Here is a 23,197-nt window from a genome sequence, read left to right on the forward strand (position 1 = left end):
CTCCTTAAAGTCAATCGAATGGATTGCGTTTCGCACTTCTATTGTTTTATCCCCTATATCTCAATTGAATGGAGTTTTACCAATGGCGCGCTCCAAAGGATTCACGTTGGTCGAACTGTTGGTGGTCATCGCGATCATCGGCGTTCTGATCGCCTTGCTATTACCGGCGGTTCAACAAGCTCGCGAAGCTGCTCGCCGGATGCAATGCTCGAACAATCTGAAACAGATCGGTTTGGCGCTGCACAATTACCATGATGTCGCCAAGCGATTTCCGCCGGCATTGCAGTTGGATAGAGCCCGGGTCCTGGCCAGCAACTGCCCTGAAGGGAAATGCGGCACTTGGACCTGGAGCGCGTTTATTCTGCCGTTTGTCGAGCAATCCAACCTGTACGATCAATTGCAAGTCGGCAAGCTGCCTGGTGAAGTCTCTCTGGGTGACGCCGATCGCTTGAAATCGGCCGAAGCGGGATTCGCCGGCTATCGCTGCCCTTCGTCCACCGCGCCCGAGCTCAATAGCGAACGCAAAGTCCCCGCCGGCTCCGGCGGCAATACCGACTGCACCGACGCTGGTTGCCTAGAGATCGCTACGTCCAGCTATGTCGGATCGAACGATAGCTACAACTTGGAACGGGCCAAATGGGACGGTTTCATGGGCAGAGACTCGGAAGGGCAATACGTCAATTTTGCCCGCATCACCGATGGCAGCAGCAATACGATTGCGATCGGCGAGCGAGCCTGGATGCTGGCCGGTTTTTCTCTACGGGCCTCCACGCAATTGATCGCCAACGGGGATACCGAAGACCATAGCCGCCAAGGATATTCTTATCCTGCGGCCGCGGGTCGCTGGCCGCTGAACTGCACCAACAACGCCGCCTGTGATCGAGGCTTCAGCAGCACCCATCCCGGCGGCGCCCTGTTTCTGTTTGTCGACGGGTCCGTTCATTTCCTCGCGGAAACGATCGACCACAATACCAACAGCACCACGAACAGCACCTATGAGTATCTGATTCGTCGCGACGACGGTAATCCTGTTTCCAACTTCTAGCGTACGCCCTAAGCTCCCTCCTTCTCTCCAGACGCGCGCGCTGCAAGCGTGAACGTCGGGTTGTCATCCTGCAGGAAAATACGATGAAACGGAACGCATTTCTTTTAGGGCTCGCGCTGCTCTTGACGACAGGCTGCTTTGGGTCGAGCGGCCCGCAATTGGGCAAGGTTCATGGAACTGTCACTCTCGACGGGCAACCGCTCGCCGGCGCTATCGTCGCGTTTGATCCCGCCGCCGGAGGACGGACGTCGGAAGCGACGACCGACGCGGAAGGGCACTTTCAGCTGCAGTTCGCCGCCGGCGCCGAAGGGGCGCTGCTGGGTGAACATTCGATTCGGATTCATACGTTTCAGGCCAGAGTACTGACCGACAACGGCAAGGTCCAAGATCCCGGCGTACCAGAGAAGGTTCCAGCCAAGTACAACGATGAGACCGAACTAAAGCGAACGATCGAGCGGGGAGAAAACAACTTTGACTTTGATTTGGATTCTTCCCAATAAGAATACCAAGCGGCCTCCAGCATCGCGACGACGGGGCCTGCGTCAAATCGAGACGATGAAAAGCTGGCGTTCGGTCGTCTCAAAAACGCCCGAGAATTGAAATCCGCTCTAGTACTTTGGTCCCGCTTGATTTGAGGGTCGTTCACGTCGCAACCCAAGACACTGCTGGACAAGCCAGACAGCGGCGCCCGAAATTTTAAGTGAACCAAAGCTCTAGTCTGTTCGCCCCTTCATTTGCGCCGCGTATGCTTTAGCGGTCTGTAGACGCGATTCGGTCAACGGTTTGATTTTGGCGGTCACATCATCGAGCACGTCGGCGGGCGCGGTGGAAGGGAGTCCCGCTTGAAACGGGGGTTCCGGCGCGTACTGGATGCCAAGCTGAATGCGTTGGGCGGCGGCATCGCCACGCAGCAGCGCAGCAATGATCAAAGCTCCATCGATGCCTGCGGTGACGCCGGCGGCGCTGACGATTTCGTCATCGATCACAACACGCTGGTCGACGGCGATCGCGCCGAAATAGGGAAGCAAGGCGATTGTCGACCAATGCGTAGTGGCGCGGCGCTCGTGAAGAATACCGGCGCCGCCGCAAAGCAGCGCACCGGTGCAGACCGAGAAGAGCGGCTTGCCGGTTGCATGATAGCGGCGGATAAACTCCAGCACCTGCTCGTCCTGCATCAACGCCTGCTGCCCGGGACCGCCTGGTACGACAAGCAGATCCAATTCCGGCGTATCGGCGAGCGTCATTTCAGGCGTTAGCACCAGCCCGTTGTAGTCACGTACGGGATCGGCCTGCGTGCCGATGATGTGAATTTTTGCGCCCGGCACTCGGACGAGAACTTCAAATGGCCCGGTGAAGTCGATCTGATCGATGCCGGGAAAGATCAGGATTCCGATGTTCAGCGCCGCTTTGTTTCGCAGCTTGGCGAAAGCGGCAGGTACGTGTTGCGTAAGGCTTTGTGCTGGTGCGTTGGAAGCAGGAAACATAGCGGAGGCGAGTCCCAAAGTACCTAGTTGAACTAAGTGACGGCGTGTGAGCGGCAAACTGCTGGCAGCAGATTCTTTACGCTGGTTATCATCGGTCGACATGACGGATATCTCTATGGTTTGACGGGGGGAATAAAACAAGCAATCAGCATCGTGTCCGTTTTGCGATTAAGACTTTTTCGCCTTCTGTTGAGCGGCGCGATGGAGCGATTTTTCGCAGCCAAAACCTAGCTCGGCGGCAAGCTCTCCGGTTTTGCCGGGCGCTTGTTGCATGCGGCGCTGGCCTGCTTCGGCTCGCAACTGACGTAGGTAGCTGCCGGGAGTCATGCCGGTCTGCTGTTTGAAGAGTCGAGAGAAGTTTCGCGGACTCATATGGACATGCGCGGCCATGTCATCGACAGTGGTTAGGGAGGGCAGATTATCAGGCGCCCAGCGCTGCAGTTGGCGAATCGGATCATGGTCGGCGATACGCTGCGCCAGTGACCAGCTGAGTTGCGTCTGGTCTGCATGACGCTGGACGAATATCACAAGATCGTGCGCGATCTGCTGAGACACGGCATGTCCGCAGTCTTGCTCGACGAGCGCGAGCGCCAGATCAATGCCTGCCGCGATGCCGGCGGAAGTATAGATATCGCGATCACGCACGAAAATCGGTTCGGGATCGACCGTTAGATCCGGAAATTGAGATTTGAGCTGGTCGATGTATCGCCAATGACTGGTCACCCTGCGTCCCACCAACAGGCCGGCTTGGGCGAGATAAAAAACGCCGGTACAGACCGAACCTATCCGACGCGTGCGACTTGCCGCATCCTGCAACCACGCGAGAAAAACAGGATCGGCGACGCCGTCGACGCCCTGCTGACTGCCGGCGACGAGCACGGTATCGAGCGGTCCTGGAAATTCATCCATCTTCCGTTCGCAGCAAATATCAAGGCCATATTTAGTGCTGACCCGCGCGCCGGGTTCGGTGGCGATAACGGCGACATCATAGGTTCCAGGAATCATGGCCTCGGCGCGGCAGAACACTTCCCACGGCCCCGTTACATCCATCAGCGTGACCTGCGGCGGCGCTACGATCAAGACCTTTTTTCTATCCTTATTGACCAATGAGTTCCTCGCATTCAAGTAGTGACGACTTCCCTATGAAGCATAGAAATCACGGCGTGCTCCGTCCATGACAAAGATCGGACAAATCTTGCCATGGTTGCGGATCGATGCTTACCGCCTGATCGGCGTCGGCGATAAACGGAACAGGAGAAGCGATTCACCACAAAAAAACCGCGGGAGATTTCTCTCCCGCGGTTAACCAAAGCATCGGTGCGAAAAAATAGTCGCCTAGTTCATCGGTTGTGGGATGATCATCGGCGGCGGGATTGCTTCGCCGGGGGCCATCGGCGGGACAGGGTTGTCCGGAGCCAGCGGATTGGCGCCGGCCGCGTTGGGCGCCGGCAGCATCATCTGCGGATCGAGCTGCAATTCACCCTGTGGGTTCTGGTCGGCGCCAAGGTTGCCGGCTGCGAAGGGTTCTTGCCAGCCGCCGCCCAGGGCTTTGTAGAGACTAACCAACGAGGTGTAAGTGTCGCCGCGAGCCGCGACATACTGGTCTTCCAAGTCGGCCTGGAAACGCTGTGCGTCCAAGAGCGTTTGGAACGGGATGATGCCCCCTTCGTACTGAACTTCGGAGATCGCCGAGGCTCCTTGGGCAGCTTCGACCGCTTTATAAAGTTGGTCGGCGCGAACCTGCGTGAAGCGATACGAGATCATTGCGTTCTCAACCTCTTCCGAAGCTTCGAGCACCGTTTGCTGATAGTTGTTCACCAGCTCACGCCAACGAGCTCGTTGGAATTCGATGTCGCCCCAGACGCGACCAAAGCTCAACACATTCCAGCGCGCCGTCGGGCCAAAGTTGTAGGCGAGACTGTCAGTCGTGAACCAGCGGTCGATACTTGTCGCGTTGACGCCCAAAGTACCGTTCAGCGTAAAGCGAGGCAACAAGTCGGCCATCGCGACGCCGATACGAGCCGATTGGGCCGCCAGCTGACGTTCGGCCATGCGAATATCAGGTCGTTGACGGATGATTTCGATCGGCAAGCCGACTGCGATATTCTCGGGGATCTTGAAGAGCTGCCGAGCGCCCATTACTTCGTTCGTCAGGTCTTGCGGCGGCATCCCTTGCAACACCGCCAAGCGGTTGTAAGCGATATCGAGATTCTGACGCAGCGACGGAATCAACGATTCGGTCGAGTACAAGTTGGAGCGAGCTTGATAAACGTCCAGCTTGCTGACCGTGCCGGCTTCCAGCTTCGTTTCCGCGATTTGCAATGATTGCCGTTGCAACTGCACGTTGCGCTGAGCGATCAAGATACGATGCTGCAGCGTGCGAACTTGAACGTAGTTGGCGCCGACATCCCCCTGCAGCGAAACGAGAATCGCGTTGTGATCTTCGATCGCTACGTCGATCTCGGCGTTGGCGGCTTGCAAGTTACGCCGCACAGCGCCCCAAACGTCGATTTCCCAAGATGCGTCGACCAGCGAGGCGCTCCAATAATTGAACGCCGGCGTCTGGAAGGTCAAACCGATCGGGCTACCGTTGTTGCTGGACTTAATGCGGCTGTAGCTCATATCCATGAAGAAGTCGGGAAACAAACCGCCGCGAGCAATCGCACGCTGCGCACGGGCTTCGGCGATGCGTTCGTAGGCCTGACCCAGCGTCAGGTTTTGCTGAGCGGTCCGAACCATCATTTCAGACAGAACCGGGTCATTGAACTTGGTCCACCACGCAACCGAGTCATTGGGTTCGTCGGTCAGCCCATCGGGTAGAGGACGACTCCAATGCGGCAAGAATGGTGCACCAGGATCACAATGATCAGGACCGATCAGACACCCAGTGCTCGCTAGTGCGGCCGCCAAACAGGCGATCGCTAGCACTCGTTGCGTCGAGAAAACTTGTTTGCACATCACGGGTCAACCGCCCCCAGCGATCATCGATTCGTAAGCTAACCATCGGTTCGCATGTTCCGATACTGCTTGACATATCGACCATTCCGAAAAGTCCGGATGAAAGTTCTTTAAGGGCGCGGCAAGGTGACTGGAAACGGAAAAGTCGCCGATAGCAACGCTTACAACGGTTGATACCGGCGACTCTTTGGATTGAGTAATCTGCCTTACAATTCACACCGCTTCGATGTGAATTCCACGACGGATACGCTCTTTTCGTCGGGCGCCATCAATCAAGTCAGCCACCCTTTTGACGTCCTCAATCCCGTCCAGCACCAATGTGGGGTGAGTTCGATCACTGGAGGTGACGGTGATCGTGCCGACGCCAAACATGCGATCAAAAATGCTTTGATTGAAAGTGACGTCGTCGATATCGATCACTTCGATCCGATCGGTCGTCCGGCTCAGGATGCCGCTTTGATGAACAAAGCGTTGCGTCGTCAGTTCGTATTGGACGCTCCACTTGCGCCAGGCTAGGCGGCACAAGAGAAAAATCCAGATCACGGCAACCACAGCGATCACTCCCAGAACAACGGGAAACATCGCCAAAAAGAAGACGCAAGCCACCACAAGAGCCGTCACTGACAGCACAGCGGTGATGATCCAGGTCCCATACATATCTTTGACCGAATAGTTGCCGGCCCACAGTTGCTCTTCGGGATCGTCGCGGCGACGATCATCCTGAGGCTTCATCTTGTCTGTGAAGTCGTCTTTATCCATGGCGCATCCTCGTTGCAGAGACTAGAGGGGACTTTTGAAAGTGTATTCGCTGCGACACGTCAATTCTTGGCCGCCGCAAGTGGGCCATTATAGCGGCTCAGAAATGTGGCTGCAGCGCACACCGCTTTCGATATTCTCCCCTTTGAAAGCGGCGGATTTTCGTACGCGAACCGACCCGTTCGTGTATATTGAAGAAATCGCTCGTTGATCGAGCTTCTCCCCCCTCGCGGAATTTTTTAGCATGCGTTGCCCATTTTGCCGTACGGATAACGACAAAGTGATTGACTCGCGCGCTAGTCAGGACGGGTTCTCGATCCGTCGTCGCCGCGAATGTCTTGGCTGCAAGCGTCGTTACACGACCTATGAGCGGGTCGAAGAGATGTCGATCAAGATCGTCAAAAAGGATAACGTGCGTGAGCCGTTTATGCCGGAGAAGATCAAAAAAGGGTTGGCGCTCGCTTGTTGGAAACGGCCGATCAGCGAATCTCAAATCGAGAGCATCGTCTCCGGCGTCGAAAGCGACATCTATGTCGAGTGCGAAGGAGAAGTCGAAAGCCACTACATCGGCGAGCTCGTGATGCGTCACCTGCAGAAGATCGATCAAGTCGCCTACGTCCGCTTCGCCAGCGTTTATCGCGAGTTCAAAGATGTCCACGACTTTGTGGATGAACTGCAACCGATGCTCAACACGCCGCGCAGTCCAACGCAGCCGTAAATCGCGGAACGTTTTCTCTTCATAGCCCGCTGCGCGAGTTTTGAGGTTGCGCTCTTTTCCAAACCACGCCCGGTTGGCCCGGATAGCTTCGCTATCGGGGCCGACCAGGGAAATAGCGCAACTTCAAAAAGCGCGAGCGAGGGAAATGCGGTTGGCTACTTCGATCCACGTTGGAATTGCCAAGCGATTTTCCCTCGCTCGCGCAGCGGGCTATGAAGAGAAATAGACGTAACGAAGATTAGCAAGAACGCGCCGTCACGAAGCTGGCGAGTTGCTCCAGCGTCGTTCGCGACTCCGACTCTGGCAAGATCGAAAGCGCTGCGATCGCCGATTGAATGTACTCGTTAGCACGGCGGCGAGCATATCCCAGCGCGTCGCACTGAGCGAGCCAAGGTCGCAAACCGGGGCCGCGATTCTCGGCCGGGCCTTCGACGATCGCCAACACTTGTTCGCGCTGCTCCCCTTGGAAGCACTGCAACGCGTAGATCAGCGGCAGCGTCGGTTTTTGCTTCTCGAGGTCGGTGCCGAGCGACTTGCCGGTCTCGACTTCGTTCCCTTCAACGTCCAACAAGTCATCGGCGATTTGAAACGCGATGCCGAGATCGCGGCCGAATTTCTCGAGCGCAGCGATTTGCTCTTCGCTGGCTTCGGCGTAGCGAGCGCCCAGTTCACAGGCACACGCACAGAGTTCGGCCGTCTTGGCGTCGATGATCGCCAGGTACTCTTCTTCCGTGGTTTCAAACGCCTGACGGCTGGCGATCTGACGTAGTTCCCCTTCGCAGACAATATTGGTCGAACGACCAATCATGCGGGCCGCACAGGTGGTCGGAAGCATTGTCGCCAGATAGAACGCATGCGAGAACAGGAAGTCGCCCAGCAACACGCTGGTCTCGTTGTTCCAGCGCGAGTTGACCGTCGCCAGATGGCGGCGTTGGTCGGCTTCGTCCAGCACGTCGTCATGAACCAGCGTCGCGGTATGGATCATTTCGATCACGGCGCCCAGCGTGTAATGGGCGTCGGTCACCTGGCCGCAGGCTTTGGCGGCCAACAGCAACAGGGCCGGGCGCATTCGCTTGCCGCCAAGCATGCAACCATACGAGACGACCTCGTTGACCGACTCGTACCGCGAACTCATCTCGCGAGTCAGAATGTCTTCGACCGCGGCCATCTCTTGCGAAATGCCGCCATAAGCCGACGTAAGAAACTGGGCGTCGGCTGGTAAAGAGCGGGTTACGCCGTTGGCTGTTTGACTCACAACAAAATCGCCTAATACTGTCGGTCGAAAATCAGCGTACCCGCGGTGATGCGGGGTCCGCAGGGTCGCCATCGGCCGATCGGACAAAATGACCCGAACGTCCGCCTGTTTTTTCTAGCAGACGAACCGCGCGAATCTCCATCTCCCGATCGATTGATTTACACATGTCATACACGGTCAACGCGGCCGCGGAAGCCGCTGTGAGCGCTTCCATCTCGACGCCGGTTTTACCGGTGGTTCGAGTCGACGCTTCAATCACCAGGGTTGTCGCGTCCACAAACCGAAAGTCAATCGTCACCCCTTCCAGTGGAATTGGATGACAAAGCGGTATCCACTCGCCGGTTCGCTTGGCGGCCATGATGCCGGCCAACCGAGCGACTTCCAGCACATCCCCCTTCCCCAGATCGCGCTGTGCGATTCGGGCAGCCGTGGCGGCGGCCATCACGACGGAAGCTTCAGCCTTGGCCGTTCTGATTGTCGTCGGCTTAGCGCTGACATCGACCATGCGGCTAGCGCCGGAGTCGTCGAAATGGGTCAGTTCGCCGGCCATATCCGCCGCCAGGGTTGAAGTGAGGACAACCCACCATGGTAACCTGCCATCAAACCTTGAAAAGAGGCCTTTTGGCCGCAAACTAGCGAGTCGCCCTCTGGTATGACAACCGCAGGGATCCCTCGGCGGTAACCACACAATTGGTTCGAGAATTGAAAGTTTGCGCTAGGCGCAAAAAAAACGCCGCGGGGGTCTGTCCGCGGCGTAGTATCGTATCGGCGATTTATTGTCGACTAGCTGACTAGACCAATTCTTTTTTGGCGCCAATCAGCGTGCGAAGGCGCTCAGCCAGCAATGCGGCATCGAACGGCTTCTTAAAGGTTTCATTGATCGTCGAGCGATCGAAGCTCATCGGGTTGCCGTCATCGGGCAACAAGGCGATGAGGATCGTTTCGGAGAAGTCGATGTTGCGACGCAGATTTTGGCAAATCTGCAACGCTTCGACTCGACCGATCGAAAAATCGACGATGATGCAGTCAGGGTGAAAACCTTCGGCTTGAATACCGGCTTCAAAACCACTCGCGGCCACAGCGACCTTGAACGATTTTTCGGGCGGCAGTTCACGACGCAAGTTCTCGACCAAGACCTGATCTTGAGCGACGATCAAACACTTGGCCATGGCCTCGTCTTCGAGGTCGCCCAAGGGCATCCCGTGCTCTTTCAAAAACTTAATCAAGTATTCCCGCGGAATTCTGCGGTCTTGCGACCCCGGAATCCGGTAACCTTTAAGACGGCCCGAATCGAACCACTTGCTTACCGTGCGCGGGGCCACTTTACAGATCTTCGCGACCTGTCCTGTTGTGAAGACCTTCATCTCAGGCTCTCCGTTACTCTCTAGTTGAGTTGACCTCCACCGCGTTTCCGAAAACCGGAAACACGCGTCCAGCCCTTGCTTGCAGCGTCGCCTTGACGCTTCTTCCCTCGCGCCGACAGTGGGACTTGTCCGGCTACCGCAAACATCTGGGTTAGGGCTGATAAAAATGCATCGCTTCTGTGGCTCGTGTTCAGTTCCTTCTGACTCCGCGCCTCAAATGTCTGACCACCGAAAGCGAATGTCCGCGAAGAGGGTGAGATATTACTTCCCAGCACCTTCGCTTCGCTATCGAATCCGATGATTCGGCGAGGTGGCGGCTTAAGGGATCCCCTCATAGAAGACGTAAATCCACCACGATTCGCTCCCGTCCGTTGCGAAACGTTGCGGCTTACGCCCTGACTGAGATGTACCCCCCTTGCCGGTCTATTCTGCGAGACGTCTTGTGGACGCGATTCGACGGAACAGACCTTCCGAAGCTTAATTTCGAGTCATTCGGGGGCTTTTCTTTAGCATCTTTCCGGACAGACGCCGTCAACAAGCAAAATCGTGTCGCACGGCGCGACCGGCGCTATCCGAATCTTATCGAGCCCGACCGATGCAAGTCGTTCTCATTAGCCGGGTTAGAATGGACAGCACAACGCATGTCGCCGCCGACGATTTCTTCGCCAAACATTTAATTATATGCGCGGAAGATAGAGAGGGTCGCAGCATTTGTAACGATTAGGTGACTTCTACGGTCATGCAACCTGCGCGTCACCGCTGTCGCGCTCGACCGCCGCTTGCGAAATCTCGCCGTCTTCGCTGACGTCATCGAACTGCACCGAGACCCGTTTCGACACGCCAGACTCTTGCATCGTCACCCCATACAACGTCGAGGCCGCCGCCATCGTCGCTTTGGAGTGCGTTACGATCACAAACCGCGTCCAGTCAAGGAACCCCTTAAGGACGTCAACGAAGCGTCCAATGTTCGCTTCATCGAGTGGACCGTCGACTTCGTCCAAAATACAGAAAGGACTAGGGCGAAACTGAAATATGGCTAGCAACAGCGTCACCGCCGTCAAAGCGCGCTCGCCGCCGCTCAGCAGCGAAATATGCAACGTGTTTTTACCCGGCGGTGTCACGACGATATCGACGCCAGCTTCCAGCACGTCGACTCCTTCTTCCAAAATGATATCCGCCGAACCGCCGCCGAAAACCTTGCGAAAGAGTTGCCGGAAGTTGTCACGCACCGTCGCCAGCGTCTCTTCAAACAGCCGACGACTGTCGGCGTTGATCTTGTGAATGATCTTTTCTAGCGATTGCTTCGCTTCGGTTAAATCGGTCAACTGACCGGACAGGTGGGCGAAACGCTGCTCCAATTCATCCAGTTCTTGCAGTGCGTCCACGTTAACGGCGCCGATGTTGGTCACCTTGCGGCGCAACTCGGCGATCTCTTCGTCGACCGCCTGGCGATCTTCGATCGGCTCGACATCCTGCTTGTCGACAAACTTGCTGATCTCGATGCCGTAATCTTCTAGCAGTCGCGACGCTAGCGTCCCTCGTTCGTGACGCAGATCGCCGCCGGCGAGTTCTTTGCGATGGACGCGCTGGGCAATTTCGTCCAGTTCACGCCGCATGCGCTGCGCTTCGGCGGTGATCTCGGCTCGCTGCGTTTCGATCGTGCGACGACGCACGCGGCCAGAGTGGACCTCACGATAGCGTTGCTCGCGAACCAGAAACAAATGGGCCAGTTCGCCGTTGGCGGACAGGATCTCCCGCTCCAGCGTCTGATACTGCGTCTGCTCGGCCAATAGCCGTTCACGGTTTTCCGTAATGGCCTGCGATTTTTCGACCAGCGCCTGCTCGGTCTGTTTCGCTTGTTGTCCGAGCGAGCCAACTTGTTGCTCGCTTTTCGCCAATTCAATCTTCAGGCTGGTCGCTTGCTGTCCGACCTGGGCTCGCTCGCTCTCGAGCATCGCCGCTTTGGCGTGATCGTCATCGGCAGCTCTTTCCAAGTCAGCGGTTTCGCGCTGCTTTTCCGCCAGTGAATGACGAACCGCCTGCAGACGAGAGTCCCCATCTTCGATTTGGCGACGAATCGCTTCCTGCTCCTGACCGCTGCGGTGCTGATCGCGCGCCAGATGTTCTAGCTGCTGTTGCACCGAAGCAAGTCGAGCGCGATGCTCTGACTGCATCAGGCTCGCTTCTCGATGTTCGTCGATCGCGCTGCGTAGCTCATCGTCGGCTTCGGCAATTTCATCTTGCAAAGCGGCGATTTCGCTGCGCCCGCCTGCAAGCTCTTCGTCCAGATCGGCCAATTGATCACGGAGCGAGCGCAGTTCGCTACGACGCGATATAATTCCGGACGCATTGGCTCGCGGCCCGACATAGATGCGTCCATCCGCTTCCAGCATTTCGCCGGTCTCAGCAACAAAGCGACGACGTGGGTATTGCCGTTGCAAGCGTCGAGCGGCCGCCAGATCAGTCACAATCCACGCGTCGCCAAGCAGTTGGTTCACGAGCGGCGTAAATTCTGCGGCCGTTTCGACAAACCGATCGGCCCGTCCGCGGACATCGCCATCTTCGGCCAGTTTCTCTTCGTCCTCTTCGCCAACCCGCGGCAGACAGCTCGCTAGCTCGATCAGTCCGACGCGACCCGGAAAATGGACAGTTCCGTCTTCAATCGCATCGACCAGCCCGCTGTCACGCAGCACGACATAGTGCGCGGCGTCCCCCAACGCGATTTCAATCAGCGTCGCGATTTGCACATCGACCTGAAAGACGTCGGCAACCAAGCCGGCGACCGAGCGGAAGTGATATTCCTTTTCGTCGCGAGCGCGTGAGAGCACTTCTTTGACGCCAGCGTTGAGCCCCTCGTACCGCTTCTCTAGTTCGTCGAGCACTTTGGCTCGTTCGTGAATCGCGGCGCGGCGATGCTGCAGGGTCGATAACGCTTCCTGGCGTACACGCAGGTCGTCACGCTGCCGGCTTAGGCGATCTTGCGTTACGTCCAGACGATCTTGCTTGCGTTGCAAGTCGATCGCGACGCGGGCGCCTTCTTCTTCAAAATTGGCCAGTTCTTGCTGCTGACTCGCGATCAAGCCGCAAATCTCGCTATATTGCTCACCCACTTCGCTGGAACGTCGTTGAGCGGCGGCGACTTCGGCTTCAATCGCACCGATCGAGTTTTCCAAGCTCGAAGCTTCTTTGAGCAACTCGACGTGCCGCTGCCGGCGCACTTCCCGATCTTTGCGAAGCTGTTCGACGCCTGACTCTAGATCGGCGGCGGTCTCTTCGACGCTATGCAGTTCTTCTACCACGGTGTCGTACTGCAAGCGAGCGGCGTCTAAGAGGCCGCGGATCGACTCGACGTCGATCGTCAGCGAGGCTTCGGCCGACTTCAGGCGTGAGACCCGCTCTCGACGACTCGCGACATCGCTGGTCAGTTCATGCAATTGGCGATATTGCATGTTCGAGGCGGCGGAAAGGGTTGCAACACGCTGCTCGGCCCGCGACAGATCCCCTTCGGCCTGGGCCATTCCTTCGCTGAGCGTGCGTGATTCCGCTTCGAGCGCCGTACTCTGTTCTTCCGATGCTTGCACCGCTTGCGTCAACGAGGCGGACTCGTCGCGCAGTTGCGATAACTCGACTTCGTATTCTTCCAGCCGAGCCGACAACGATCGCCAGTCGACCAAACCGACGCTAACCCGCAAGTCTTGCAGGCGTTGACTATATTCACGATAACGCTGCGCCTTGCCGGCCTGGGCGCGAACGCTTTTCAGGCGTCCTTCGACTTCGTCCACGATGTCGGCCAAACGAAGCAGGTTTTGATCGACACGCTCCAACCGGCGCTGCGTTTCCACCTTTTTCGCTTTGAAGCGGCTGATGCCGGCCGCTTCTTCAAAGATGGCGCGGCGATCGCGGGCCGACGCTTGCAACAGCGTATCGACCTTCCCTTGCTCGATGATCGCATAGGCGTCAGCGCCAACTCCGGTACCGCTGCAGAGATCGCGGACATCACGAAGACGGCAAGGATGGCGATTGATCAGATATTCGGCTTCGCCGCTGCGATAGACGCGCCGGGAGACATGGACTTCGGGCGAATCGATCGCCAACTGGCCTTCGCTATTATCAAAGACGATGGTCGCTTCGGCTGAGTTCATCGCCTTGCGAGCCCCAGACGCGGCGCCTTTGAAGATGACATCCGCCATCTCTTTGCCGCGGAGACTTTTTGCGCTTTGTTCGCCTAAAGCCCACTTGATCGCATCGACGATATTCGACTTACCGGAACCATTGGGGCCAACCACCACCGTAATTCCGGGGGGGAACTCGAACCGCGTTTTGTCGGCGAAGCTTTTGAATCCGACAAGTTCGAGCGCCTTCAGCATAGAAACGAACGATACGCGGAGGTGATGGTGGACCGGTCCCTCGCCGCGCAAGCGCGACAAGCGAGATAAGTAAACAGATTCCCCCTAATATACGCATGGGGAGTCTCTTAGTTTACCAAAACCGCCACCAACTTTTGTCGCCTGATTTCTCACTGGCGGCAATTTCTTCCGACTCAGCGGCTTCCGCATCCTCTGTAACCGCTTCTTCTTCCAACATTTCGTCATCCGCATAGTCGGAATCGCTATCTTCCTCACGTTCCAGAAAATAGACCCGATCGTTATGAGCCAGCGAATCGGCCTCTACCCGAGCGTCGATGGCGCCTTGCTGCTTCAAGCTGTAGATAACCTTCATCACTTCGGGATAATCGCCGTCGGCGTCGACAATCCCTTTGATCAGTTCGGTGACCGTCGGCTCGCAGACAAACGAGCGATTCTCGCGACCGGCGACAACGCGGGTCACCTTGACCTTGCCGTCGGTCGTGCCGGTGATGGTCAACCCCTTGGGCATCAGCAAAATCGCGTCCGTCCGGACCGGGATATTGTCGCCAAAGACGACCACTTCGGGGCGTTCGCTCAAGCGAAAGTGAACCAGCGGTGACGCTTTGGAGCGGATCGGGTGGAAGATAAACTTCCCTTTCATGTCGACGCCGCGAATGATCGGCGCTTTGCCGGTTTTCTCTAGCAGCGTGTCGAACGCACCGTAGCGAGCTTCGGCGCTTTCGCAGTGAAGCAAGCCTTCTAATTCGTCGATCACCGTCAAATCGTCAAGCGTCCCGAAAGCGATATAGGCGCGATGGCGAAATTCGCTTTGACTGCGCGCCGCTTCGGTCAGCGTGGGGATCGCCGCGGGATCATCCAAGTAAGCCAGCGCTTCGGCCGCGCAGAAGCGGACCAGCGGACTTTTCGATGCAAGCCCCTTCTTCAACGAATCGAGCGAATCCTTGCCTAGCGCTTCCAACTTCATCGCTCCGGCTTCTGAGGATTCGGGAATCATCAACTCGGCTTCGGCGTTTTGGATGCGTTGCAAGCGTTCTTCGGTCGTGTCGCCGATCGGAATATAGCGAACGACACGCAGGAAACGGGGGACATTTTCAAAGTATTTGGGATGAACGCGGAGTTCGATCTTTTTGTCGTCTAACGGATTGGCGACCCCGGTCTTGCCGCCTCCGTTTTGATAGCTGAAGAAACGGGAGTTGATCGACTGCCCGACCCGAGCACTGGCCTGAACCGACACATTGTCAGCACGCATCGCTAGTCCGATCGGACGATCTTTCTTGAGGATGCCGCCACCGAGGATCACGCCCCGTTTGAGTAGAATCTCGGAATCGTCTCGGCCTTCGCGGATATTGTCGGTCAAAATGGCGCCGTGGCCGCGAACGAACGTCTCCCCCTTCCGCAAACGACCTTCTAAAACGGCCGATTCGGACAACGAGGTTTCCAGCATCCAGCCATCGACCAGGCTGGTCGTCTCAGAATCACGCGAAGTCAGCACGCGAATATCGACACGCTGACCAACGCGAGCGCCCGGCTCGATATACGCTTCGGCGACCACCAGCGAAGTTCGCGGCGACGCAAGTTCGGTGTTGGGCTTGGCGATCTTGCGAATCCGCATCTCATTCAGCAGCGCCTCTTGCAGGGGAGACGGCGGCGGATCGCTGCCGGTGTTGTCGAGGCCGGTCACCATCGACACGCCTTGAATCTTGGCTACCTGCAGTCCGACAGGGACGGTTAGATCACCCACCACGCGCGAGAGTTCCCACTCGGCGGGCGATTCGTCCACAATGGCCACATCCTCTTCGTGAAACCACGAAACGCACCCCGGCGAAACGAGCAAACCGCCGGCAAGCAGTAAGATCGTGAGTGGTCGAGAACGAGATTGTAATGCCCGAATAGTCATAGCGTGCGACGCTCCCTGTCGGCGTGGCTGCCGCGCCGCAATCCTTGCAGCGCGTTCCAGTCGATGTATCGGGGCGAAGGCTATTTCAATCTGATAGCACGGTCAAGAGCGATTTAGGGCAATGATTTATGGAGGATCGTACCCACCACGACTAAACGGATGACAGCGGCAGATTCTCCATGCTCCGCGGGCGGCGCCGGTGAACGGTCCGTACTTTTGGACCGCGCCGATAAAATAGTGACTACAGGTAGGTTGGTAAATACACTGCCGGCCAAAAATCGGACTGAGAAAGAACTGATAGAGCCGCACCGCGAAGATCATCGATTCCGCTAGCAAACCATCCGCCGCCTGCCACAAGAACGCGAATCCGCTCATCCTTTGGCGCCTCGCTGACCTAATTTTTTGCGTGCTCGACGCGCTGTCTCGACTAGGCTGCGGCAAAGCCGTTCGAGCGGCGGTTCGATCGCCGCGCGGGGAATCACGATCAAATCGCAGTTCTCCGGCAGGCGCGCCTGCTGAATGCGAAACGCTTCGCGCAGGCGCCGCTTCCAACGATTGCGGCGGACAGCGTTCCCTACTTTTTTCGAGACGACCAAGCCGATCCGCGGACCAAGATGGTCATTCTGGGCGATGTAGACGACCAAAATACCGTCGGCCGCTGAACATTTGCCGGCGAAGACCTGATCAAACTGGGCGGTTCGCAGCAGTCGCTTTTCCTTGCCAAATTGATGTTCTCCCCGGCTGCTCATCGGATCACCAAGTCAGATCTTTGCGCGGGTCATCAGCGTACAGCTTGCCCAGTTCCCGAATCATCTCTTGGGCCTGCTCATCCAATTGCGGCGGCATTTTGATTTGCAGTTCGGCGTACAGATCGCCGGGCTCGCCTGACTTTGGCTTGACCCCTTGGCCCCGAATCCGCAGACGTTTGCCGCTGGAAGAGTTGGGGGGAACGGTCAGCGTGATCGTACCATGCGGAGTCGGAACATCGATTTTTCCACCGAGCGCCGCTTCTTCGAGCGTGATCGGGACTTTCACTTCCAGATTCTTGCCGTTGCGAACAAAGCAGCGGTGCGAATCGATATGCACATTGATCAAAATGTCCCCGGCAGGTCCGCCGCCGGGACCGGGCTCGCCTTGCCCGCGAAGTCGAATTTTCTTCCCATCTTCGATCCCAGCAGGAATTTGGGCCGAAATCGTTTCGACGCTGTTGCCGCGGCGCACGCTTAGTAGGACCTCGCCCCCTTCGACAGCGGTATGAAAAGGAACCGTTACTTCATGGTGCAGATCAGAGCCGCGAATCGGCGCCGAGCGAGCGCGTCGTCCTCCTCCGCCGGTAAATTGGCGAAAAATATCGGAGAATCCGCCGCTCGCTTCTCCGCCGCCCCCAAAAATGTCGCTGAAGTCGAACTCTTCGCCAGCGCCGCCGGCGCCACCGGGACGCCGCCAAGCTCCCCCTTGGGGGCCTCCGCCCATCTGCTCAAAGCCGTGGCCAAATTGATCGTACTTGGTCCGCTTTTCGGTATCTCCCAGCACGTCGTAGGCGTTCTGGATCTCCTTAAATCGCTCGTGGGCCTTTTTATCGTCTGGATTGAGGTCAGGGTGATACTTCTGGGCGAGTTTGCGATACGCCTTCTGAATTTCTTCAGCGGTGGACGAGCGTGGGACGCCTAAGGTTTTGTAGAGATCTTCTGGCATGGAGCGGAGGCGTTCTAAAGGCCCTAAACCGTTGCGGCAAAATCCGTTACGATTTGTGAAAAAACGAGAATGACTATTGTAGAGAGCAAGCGAACGATCAATCAAGACGCTTGACCCGGCGAGACGACGATACCTAGAATTTCGTTGCTTGGAACACCAATTATTTGTAGCCTATGCCTTTTTGTCGCGACAACTCGCTCTCGTTTCAGCTCGGCGTGGCGATGCGCCGCGTCGCGCGGCTCTATACGGAAGAACTCGCTCCCTTCCAACTGACTCCGCCGCAGCTCTATTTGCTGACTTGCCTAGAACAAAACGCAGGGTGCAAACCGCGAGAAATCGCGCGTTCGATCTGCGTCGACGCCAGCAGCATCACCAGCTTGCTCGACCGCAGCGAACAAGCGGGGCTGATCGAGCGCCAGGCTGATCCCGCCGATCGCCGGTCGCTGCAGATCTTTTTGACCGACCAGGGGCGTCAACGCTTAGCGACCGTCGCGCAAACGGTGGAATCGTTAAACCACCGCATCCGGGACGAATTGCTGTCCCCATTTAACGACGATCAGATCGACTTGTTTCTCGCAATGCTCCGCGGCATCGGAAAAGATGCGTAGCTAGCCATAGCCGACGACAATATTCACAGGAATTGCGGATGACCCCGAAAGAACGACTACGGAAGCGATTGACGACGGCTCGGGCTTTTACAGAGCGGTTGTTCGAAGATTTTCACTCGCCGGAAGAATGGACGCAGCAGGTCTGCGATCAGACGAACCATGCGCTTTGGATTGCCGGGCATTTAGCGCTGACCGACAATTTCTTCTTGACGCAGATTGCACCTGACCAAGCGGAGCCTCGCGACGAATATCAGACGCTGTTCGGAGTCGGATCGCAGCCGGTGGCCGATCCTGCACACTATCCGGCGGTAGCGGACGTGTTGGAATACTTACGCGATCGCCGCGCTCTGCTGCTGGCGGTATTTGACGCGCTGGACGAAGAAGCGATGTCGACGCCGACTCCGGATGGATCGCCCGATTTTCTCAACGATATCGGCGCCGTCTTTGAAACTGCCGTCTGGCACGAAGGCATGCACACCGGGCAATTGTCGGTCGTGCGGCGTTCGCTGGGGCACGAGCCGGTCAACGCACCGCAGCCGCAAGCGTAAAGCCAGGCGCGGAGGGGAATGGAGGGCACGACAAAAGGGGGTCAGGTCCCAATTTTGCAGCAAAATTGGGACCTGACCCCCTTTTGTCGGCGGCACCTACGTCAGGGCCGAGACCAACAGCTTTTCGGCGGCGTCTAACCCCAACGTCGTCTGACGGCCTTCGACTTCGATCGTCAGAACTCCGGCTTCGGCTCGAAATGCAATGATTTTGCCTTCGCAGCCGGGCGCGAGCGATTCTTCGGTTAAATATCGCAAAAAATCAGACGTTTGATCCATCACTCGGATCAAACGAAACGGCTGGGCCGCGTCCCATTTGGTCAATTTTTTTGAGTCGACGCTCACCATACTGCCGTCGGCTCGAGGAATTGGATCGCCATGGGGGTCGGTGTCGGGATACCCCAAAAAATCGTCGATCCGATCGACCAGCAGGTCACTGACCGCATGCTCCATGTGCTCAGCCTCTTCGTGGACTTCGTCCCAGGTCAGATCGAGCGTGCGGACCAGAAAGAGTTCGATCAGACGGTGTCGACGCAGCACGCGCAGCGCCAACGTGCGGCCGGACGGCGTTAGGCTCACCCCTTCGTACTTCATGTACTCCGCAAGTCCCGCTTCGCTCAAAGTTTTGAGCATGCTTGTGACCGTGCCTGGCGAAACGGAGAGCGCTGTCGCTAGTTCTCCGGTCGACGCGGCGTCTTTGTCAGCACGGGCGCAGACCTGGTAGATCGCTTTTACGTAATTCTCTATCGTCAGATTGTGCACTCAGATCTCCTTCCGGTGGCGATCGCCAATTCTACGAAGACCGGGCCTCGGGAACAATCGACCCGGCGCGCCTGACTTGCAAGTAACCCGTTTTGCTGAAACAACATGGGGTAGCAACCTTACCTACGGAGCCCCCCTCTTGAACCTGAACCAACGCGCTTGGGCCGCAGCACAGGCAATTGTCGACCAGCCAGAGCAGTTTCAAGCGATCGTCACCCAAAGCCGTTGCGGCGTGCAGATATTGGACCTGGGAGTCAACGCGACCGGCGGAGGCGAAGCAGGACTCAAAATGGCGGAAGTCTGTCTGGCCGGATTGGGGGAAGTTCGTTTTACGCCGGGTCAACTGCCGGGCGTTCCGCTCGATGTCCTGGTCCAAACCGATCAACCGGTCATCGCTTGCATGGGTTCGCAATACGCCGGTTGGAAAGTACAGCAAGGGGACTACTTTGCGATGGCTTCGGGTGCGATGCGGGCCTGCGCCGATAAAGAACCGCTGATCGCCGAACTCGGATTTGCAGAATCGGCCGAGGTCGCCGTCGGCGTATTAGAAACGGCGCAAATTCCACCGGATGAGGTTTGCGCCGAACTGGCGAAACAATGCAGCGTCGAACCGCAACAGTTGCGACTGTTGGTCGCGCGTACCGCGAGTCGAGCAGGCCATGTGCAAATCGTCGCGCGAAGCGTCGAAACAGCGTTGCACAAATTACACGAACTTCGTTTTGATCTGCGTAAAATCGTGCGTGCCGAAGGAACAGCGCCGCTGCCGCCGCTGTCAGCCAACGACGTACAAGGAATCGGCCGCACGAACGACGCGATTTTATACGGCGGACAGGTTACTTTATGGGTCGAAGCGAATGACGACGAAATCGCCAGCATCGGCCCTCAAATCCCGAGCAGCAGTTCGCCGGCGTACGGAACGCCGTTTGAGAAGATCTTGCGCGACGCCAAGTTCGATTTCTACCAGATTGACCCGATGCTCTTCAGTCCCGCCCAGGTGACCTTCATCCCAACCAAGACTAACAAACGGCATGTCTTCGGCAAAACGTCGGAAGAGCTGTTGCGCGAGAGTTTCGGCGTTTAGCGGCGTTTTACCGTCGGCTTCGTCGCGATCACGTCGACTCCGCCGCCGATCGATTGCAACCGCTCAAACGCGACTCCCATTAGAATGGTCGGGTCAAGTTGGCGGATCATGACTTCCTGTTTGTCGTTGGTCACGGCGACCCATTGGCCGTCAGCGGAGATCGCCGCCGTTTCGGTTTGACCGGCGACCTGCGGCAGTTTGACGCCAAGCGCCACTTCTTCTTTTCCGGTCAAATTTGTGCGGCGAATCAAACCTTGCAAGTCAATCGAAGCGAGCGCCCCGCCTGGCAAAAATCGGACCAGTTGAATTTGCTGTTCATGCCCCACCACCGGCGTCACCACGCCGGAGCCTCCATGGATCACGTTGATTTGGCCTTGTTTGCCGCCGATGGCGACGTTCCCACTGGCGAAGTCGACATCGGCCGCCAACGGCGCCATCTTCAGTCTGGCGACAACTTCGGGACGAATCATTTCCCCCAGTCGCCAACGACGAACGACGCACTCGCCGTTATTCCCTTCCGAGATGGTCACCAACTGCGAGCTATCGGGCGAAAAAAAGACGCGATCGGTCAGACCATGCTGGGCTCGCATCGCGACGGTCAGGCGATCGCCGCTTTTCGGATTCAGCCGCCATAGTTGCACAAAACCGTCGGCCGAAGAGGTGAACGCCCAGCGCGAGTCAGGGCTTAACCGAGCTGCATGCACGCGGCCGAAATGTTGCCCTAAGGTTTGCGTGACATGCGGATGCCCTTTGGCCTGTAGATCCCAGAGCAGGATCTCGCTGGGACTGCCCGGCGCGGCTTGAGCGGCGGAGAGCAACCAGCGCGAATCCGCGCTAAAGTCGATCGACAGGACGCGCTCGTCATGGCCTGACAGCACGACCGGCGATTGCGCCACGTCATTGGCCTGCACGTCCCACAAACAAATCGTCGCGTCATAGCTGGCGGTCGCCAGTTTCCGCGAATCGGGAGAAAACCGTACCTGACTGACGCGGCTCCAATGCGCTTCTAGCGGAATCGCAGCGCGTTGGCTCTGCAAAGCGTGCAGGATCGCGCGGTTGTCATCGCCGCCGCTGGCCCACATCGCCCCATCGGCGCTAAAGGCGATAGAGCGGATTGTCTCGACGTGCCCTGACGTCTGCAGGCGGGCTTGATCTTGGAGTTGATCAAATAGCACCTGCACGGCGCCTGCAGCTGGATGTTGATTCGCAGTGCGGGCGATTTCGACCGATTCGGCCGCCAGCATCAGCGAGCGATGCGGGGCCGTCAATTCCAGTCGGGTCGCTTCGTCCGCCAAACGAAGCGAAAGATCTCGACGCGCGTCTAGGCGAGCCTGGTCCAACTGCTTGCCAATTGAACGCGATTTGATCTGGGCCGAGTCAACCAAGATCCGCAGTTCTTCGTCCCGCTTCCCCGCTTGCTGGCGAGTCGCCGCATGCGAGGCCCGTTCATCGGCCAACTGCTGTCGTGCGACGACGCAGTTCTGCATCGCATGCGCGGCCAATCCTGAGATGCCCAGCAATGCGACCAGAAAGCAGGTGACGGCGCCCCAGTTCTCGTGCGCCCAACGATTCAAACGCCGTGAGATTGGCGGGGTCTTTTGTTCGATCGGCTTGCCAGAAAGCCAACGATCGAGTTGGTCTTCATCTTGGTCAGCGCAAAGCGATTGCGAAGGTGCGGTCGATACTTCGACCAGCGGTTCGCGCTGCTGCGCCAATTCGATCGACATGCCGCAACTGTGGCAATTCCACAGATCGCGGATGCTATCTTCATCGCGTTTTAGAGCCGTTCCGCAAAGCGGGCAATCGACTCCGCGACTCGTTAGCTCCGTTTGCATTTTCGATTCCGCCTGCCCGTCGCTACACCCTGAAATGTCATTCGACCCTTGCTGCCGAAGTAACAACGTTTGCTGATGTAGAAAATGATCGGGTTTTAACGCGTAACATGCGGCATGAAACGGGTTTGGATGGGACAACTAACTTGGCCGCTAGACTCCGGCTGATCGGAAGAGTCATTGACCGCCGGCCTAGATTGCCAAGAAACGAGAGCAGGACGTGCCTTGATAGCACGTCCTGCTGGGAGACGTCTTGCCCAATTTGCGGCCGCAATCCTGGAGAATTAGGCCGCTCGGCGTCGCGGAGTGATGCCGGGCTGCTTGTCAGAGAGATCTTCCGATTTGATTCCCCAAGAAGCTTTCTTGTTTTGCAAAGCTTCCAGAAGTTCAGTTAGCGTGACGGTGCGATTTTCAATTTCTAGCGGAATCTCACTGCCGGGATCGCAGTAGAGATCGACCGCGTCATCTTCACTCATCAAGTGATCGAGTTCGCGTAGCAGACCGTCACGGACGGCCTGACGCACCAGATGGCCGCGTGAAGCGGCGATGGCGCGACCGGTTTCACCCAAGTTCTCGTTGGCGCGTTGCACGAGTGCGGGCAAGTATTCGCTCGGAATTTCGACGGTTTTTGGTACGTAGACTTTGACTTGCATATTTCGGTTCCCGACCCTGAACGTTGACTTCGGCTTTGCTGCCCTTGGGTTTGCGGCCACGGCTAGCGTGCATTGGATTCTGTCACTATGGTGATCGGCAGTTCGACTGTAGCGATTGAACTGATTATTTGCGATTTCACGATTATTCTGATCCGGACCCGCTTTTGGCCCCATTTC

The 23,197-nt window shown here is 57.3% G+C and carries 21 protein-coding genes; 6 read left to right on the forward strand and 15 right to left on the reverse strand.

Annotated features, from left to right (window positions below):
* The first annotated feature begins 82 nt into the window (after nucleotides 1-82).
* Nucleotides 83-1,045 (forward strand): DUF1559 domain-containing protein, encoded by a 963-nt coding sequence (locus tag M4951_RS15425; protein ID WP_262022547.1) that lies wholly within the window; start codon nucleotides 83-85, stop codon nucleotides 1,043-1,045.
* 83 nt (nucleotides 1,046-1,128) lie between these two features.
* On the forward strand, nucleotides 1,129-1,545 hold the full coding sequence (locus M4951_RS15430) for a carboxypeptidase-like regulatory domain-containing protein (protein WP_262022548.1): 417 nt from the start codon (nucleotides 1,129-1,131) through the stop codon (nucleotides 1,543-1,545).
* Between the two features lie 213 nt (nucleotides 1,546-1,758).
* Here M4951_RS15430 and M4951_RS15435 read toward each other — a convergent pair whose 3' ends face one another.
* From M4951_RS15435 to M4951_RS15450, 4 genes are all read right to left on the reverse strand, one after another.
* Nucleotides 1,759-2,631: a DJ-1/PfpI family protein gene (locus M4951_RS15435; RefSeq protein WP_262022549.1), complete on the reverse strand. Its 873-nt coding sequence runs from the start codon at nucleotides 2,629-2,631 to the stop codon at nucleotides 1,759-1,761.
* Between the two features lie 66 nt (nucleotides 2,632-2,697).
* Nucleotides 2,698-3,609: a GlxA family transcriptional regulator gene (locus tag M4951_RS15440; RefSeq protein ID WP_262022550.1), complete on the reverse strand. Its 912-nt coding sequence runs from the start codon at nucleotides 3,607-3,609 to the stop codon at nucleotides 2,698-2,700.
* A 255-nt stretch (nucleotides 3,610-3,864) separates the two neighbouring features.
* The gene (locus tag M4951_RS15445; RefSeq protein WP_262022551.1) at nucleotides 3,865-5,487 is read right to left on the reverse strand and encodes an efflux transporter outer membrane subunit; all 1,623 of its coding nucleotides are present in this window, start codon (nucleotides 5,485-5,487) and stop codon (nucleotides 3,865-3,867) included.
* Nucleotides 5,488-5,700: 213 nt separating this feature from the next.
* Nucleotides 5,701-6,246: a PH domain-containing protein gene (locus tag M4951_RS15450; RefSeq protein WP_262022552.1), complete on the reverse strand. Its 546-nt coding sequence runs from the start codon at nucleotides 6,244-6,246 to the stop codon at nucleotides 5,701-5,703.
* 241 nt (nucleotides 6,247-6,487) lie between these two features.
* On the opposite strand from M4951_RS15450, the gene nrdR reads away from it, so the two are divergent.
* Nucleotides 6,488-6,961: a transcriptional regulator NrdR gene (nrdR, locus tag M4951_RS15455; protein WP_262022553.1), complete on the forward strand. Its 474-nt coding sequence runs from the start codon at nucleotides 6,488-6,490 to the stop codon at nucleotides 6,959-6,961.
* 238 nt (nucleotides 6,962-7,199) lie between these two features.
* Here the strand turns inward: nrdR and M4951_RS15460 are convergent, their stop codons facing one another.
* From M4951_RS15460 to M4951_RS15495, 8 genes are all read right to left on the reverse strand, one after another.
* Complete coding sequence (locus M4951_RS15460) at nucleotides 7,200-8,216, reverse strand: polyprenyl synthetase family protein (protein ID WP_262022554.1); 1,017 nt, start codon at nucleotides 8,214-8,216, stop codon at nucleotides 7,200-7,202.
* Nucleotides 8,217-8,247: 31 nt separating this feature from the next.
* Nucleotides 8,248-8,766 (reverse strand): cyclic pyranopterin monophosphate synthase MoaC, encoded by a 519-nt coding sequence (moaC, locus tag M4951_RS15465; RefSeq protein WP_262022555.1) that lies wholly within the window; start codon nucleotides 8,764-8,766, stop codon nucleotides 8,248-8,250.
* A gap of 241 nt (nucleotides 8,767-9,007) precedes the next feature.
* Complete coding sequence (locus tag M4951_RS15470) at nucleotides 9,008-9,580, reverse strand: helix-turn-helix domain-containing protein (protein ID WP_262022556.1); 573 nt, start codon at nucleotides 9,578-9,580, stop codon at nucleotides 9,008-9,010.
* 737 nt (nucleotides 9,581-10,317) lie between these two features.
* Nucleotides 10,318-13,947 (reverse strand): chromosome segregation protein SMC, encoded by a 3,630-nt coding sequence (gene smc, locus M4951_RS15475; RefSeq protein ID WP_262022557.1) that lies wholly within the window; start codon nucleotides 13,945-13,947, stop codon nucleotides 10,318-10,320.
* A gap of 112 nt (nucleotides 13,948-14,059) precedes the next feature.
* Nucleotides 14,060-15,844: a HEAT repeat domain-containing protein gene (locus M4951_RS15480; protein ID WP_262022558.1), complete on the reverse strand. Its 1,785-nt coding sequence runs from the start codon at nucleotides 15,842-15,844 to the stop codon at nucleotides 14,060-14,062.
* A 126-nt stretch (nucleotides 15,845-15,970) separates the two neighbouring features.
* The gene (gene yidD, locus M4951_RS15485) at nucleotides 15,971-16,219 is read right to left on the reverse strand and encodes a membrane protein insertion efficiency factor YidD (protein WP_262022559.1); all 249 of its coding nucleotides are present in this window, start codon (nucleotides 16,217-16,219) and stop codon (nucleotides 15,971-15,973) included.
* Entirely contained in the window at nucleotides 16,216-16,593 is a 378-nt protein-coding gene (rnpA, locus tag M4951_RS15490; RefSeq protein ID WP_262022560.1) for a ribonuclease P protein component, read from the reverse strand. Before rnpA ends, yidD begins: the two co-directional genes overlap by 4 nt.
* Nucleotides 16,594-16,597: 4 nt before the next feature.
* Nucleotides 16,598-17,539: a J domain-containing protein gene (locus M4951_RS15495; protein ID WP_262022561.1), complete on the reverse strand. Its 942-nt coding sequence runs from the start codon at nucleotides 17,537-17,539 to the stop codon at nucleotides 16,598-16,600.
* Nucleotides 17,540-17,712: 173 nt separating this feature from the next.
* Here M4951_RS15495 and M4951_RS15500 point away from each other — a divergent pair, with 173 nt between their 5' ends.
* Nucleotides 17,713-18,147 carry a MarR family winged helix-turn-helix transcriptional regulator gene (locus M4951_RS15500; RefSeq protein WP_262022562.1) on the forward strand — a complete coding sequence of 145 codons (435 nt, stop codon included), beginning with the start codon at nucleotides 17,713-17,715 and terminating at the stop codon, nucleotides 18,145-18,147.
* A gap of 38 nt (nucleotides 18,148-18,185) precedes the next feature.
* Nucleotides 18,186-18,695 carry a DinB family protein gene (locus tag M4951_RS15505; protein WP_262022563.1) on the forward strand — a complete coding sequence of 170 codons (510 nt, stop codon included), beginning with the start codon at nucleotides 18,186-18,188 and terminating at the stop codon, nucleotides 18,693-18,695.
* A 96-nt stretch (nucleotides 18,696-18,791) separates the two neighbouring features.
* Here the strand turns inward: M4951_RS15505 and M4951_RS15510 are convergent, their stop codons facing one another.
* A complete protein-coding gene (locus M4951_RS15510) occupies nucleotides 18,792-19,454 on the reverse strand; it encodes a metal-dependent transcriptional regulator (RefSeq protein ID WP_262022564.1) in 663 nt (220 codons plus the stop codon).
* Between the two features lie 139 nt (nucleotides 19,455-19,593).
* Here M4951_RS15510 and mch point away from each other — a divergent pair, with 139 nt between their 5' ends.
* Entirely contained in the window at nucleotides 19,594-20,535 is a 942-nt protein-coding gene (mch, locus tag M4951_RS15515) for a methenyltetrahydromethanopterin cyclohydrolase (protein ID WP_262022565.1), read from the forward strand.
* On the opposite strand, the gene M4951_RS15520 is transcribed toward mch, so the two are convergent.
* Together M4951_RS15520 and M4951_RS15525 are read right to left on the reverse strand one after the other, a co-directional pair.
* Nucleotides 20,532-22,370, reverse strand: coding sequence for a WD40 repeat domain-containing protein (locus tag M4951_RS15520; protein ID WP_262022566.1), 1,839 nt, complete (start codon nucleotides 22,368-22,370; stop codon nucleotides 20,532-20,534). The two genes, mch and M4951_RS15520, sit on opposite strands and share 4 nt — an antisense overlap.
* Nucleotides 22,371-22,651: 281 nt before the next feature.
* Nucleotides 22,652-23,020, reverse strand: a complete 369-nt coding sequence (locus M4951_RS15525; protein WP_262022567.1) for a hypothetical protein — start codon at nucleotides 23,018-23,020, stop codon at nucleotides 22,652-22,654.
* Between the last annotated feature and the right edge of the window lie 177 nt (nucleotides 23,021-23,197).

This window comes from Blastopirellula sp. J2-11 (assembly GCF_024584705.1).
Lineage (GTDB): Bacteria > Planctomycetota > Planctomycetia > Pirellulales > Pirellulaceae > Blastopirellula.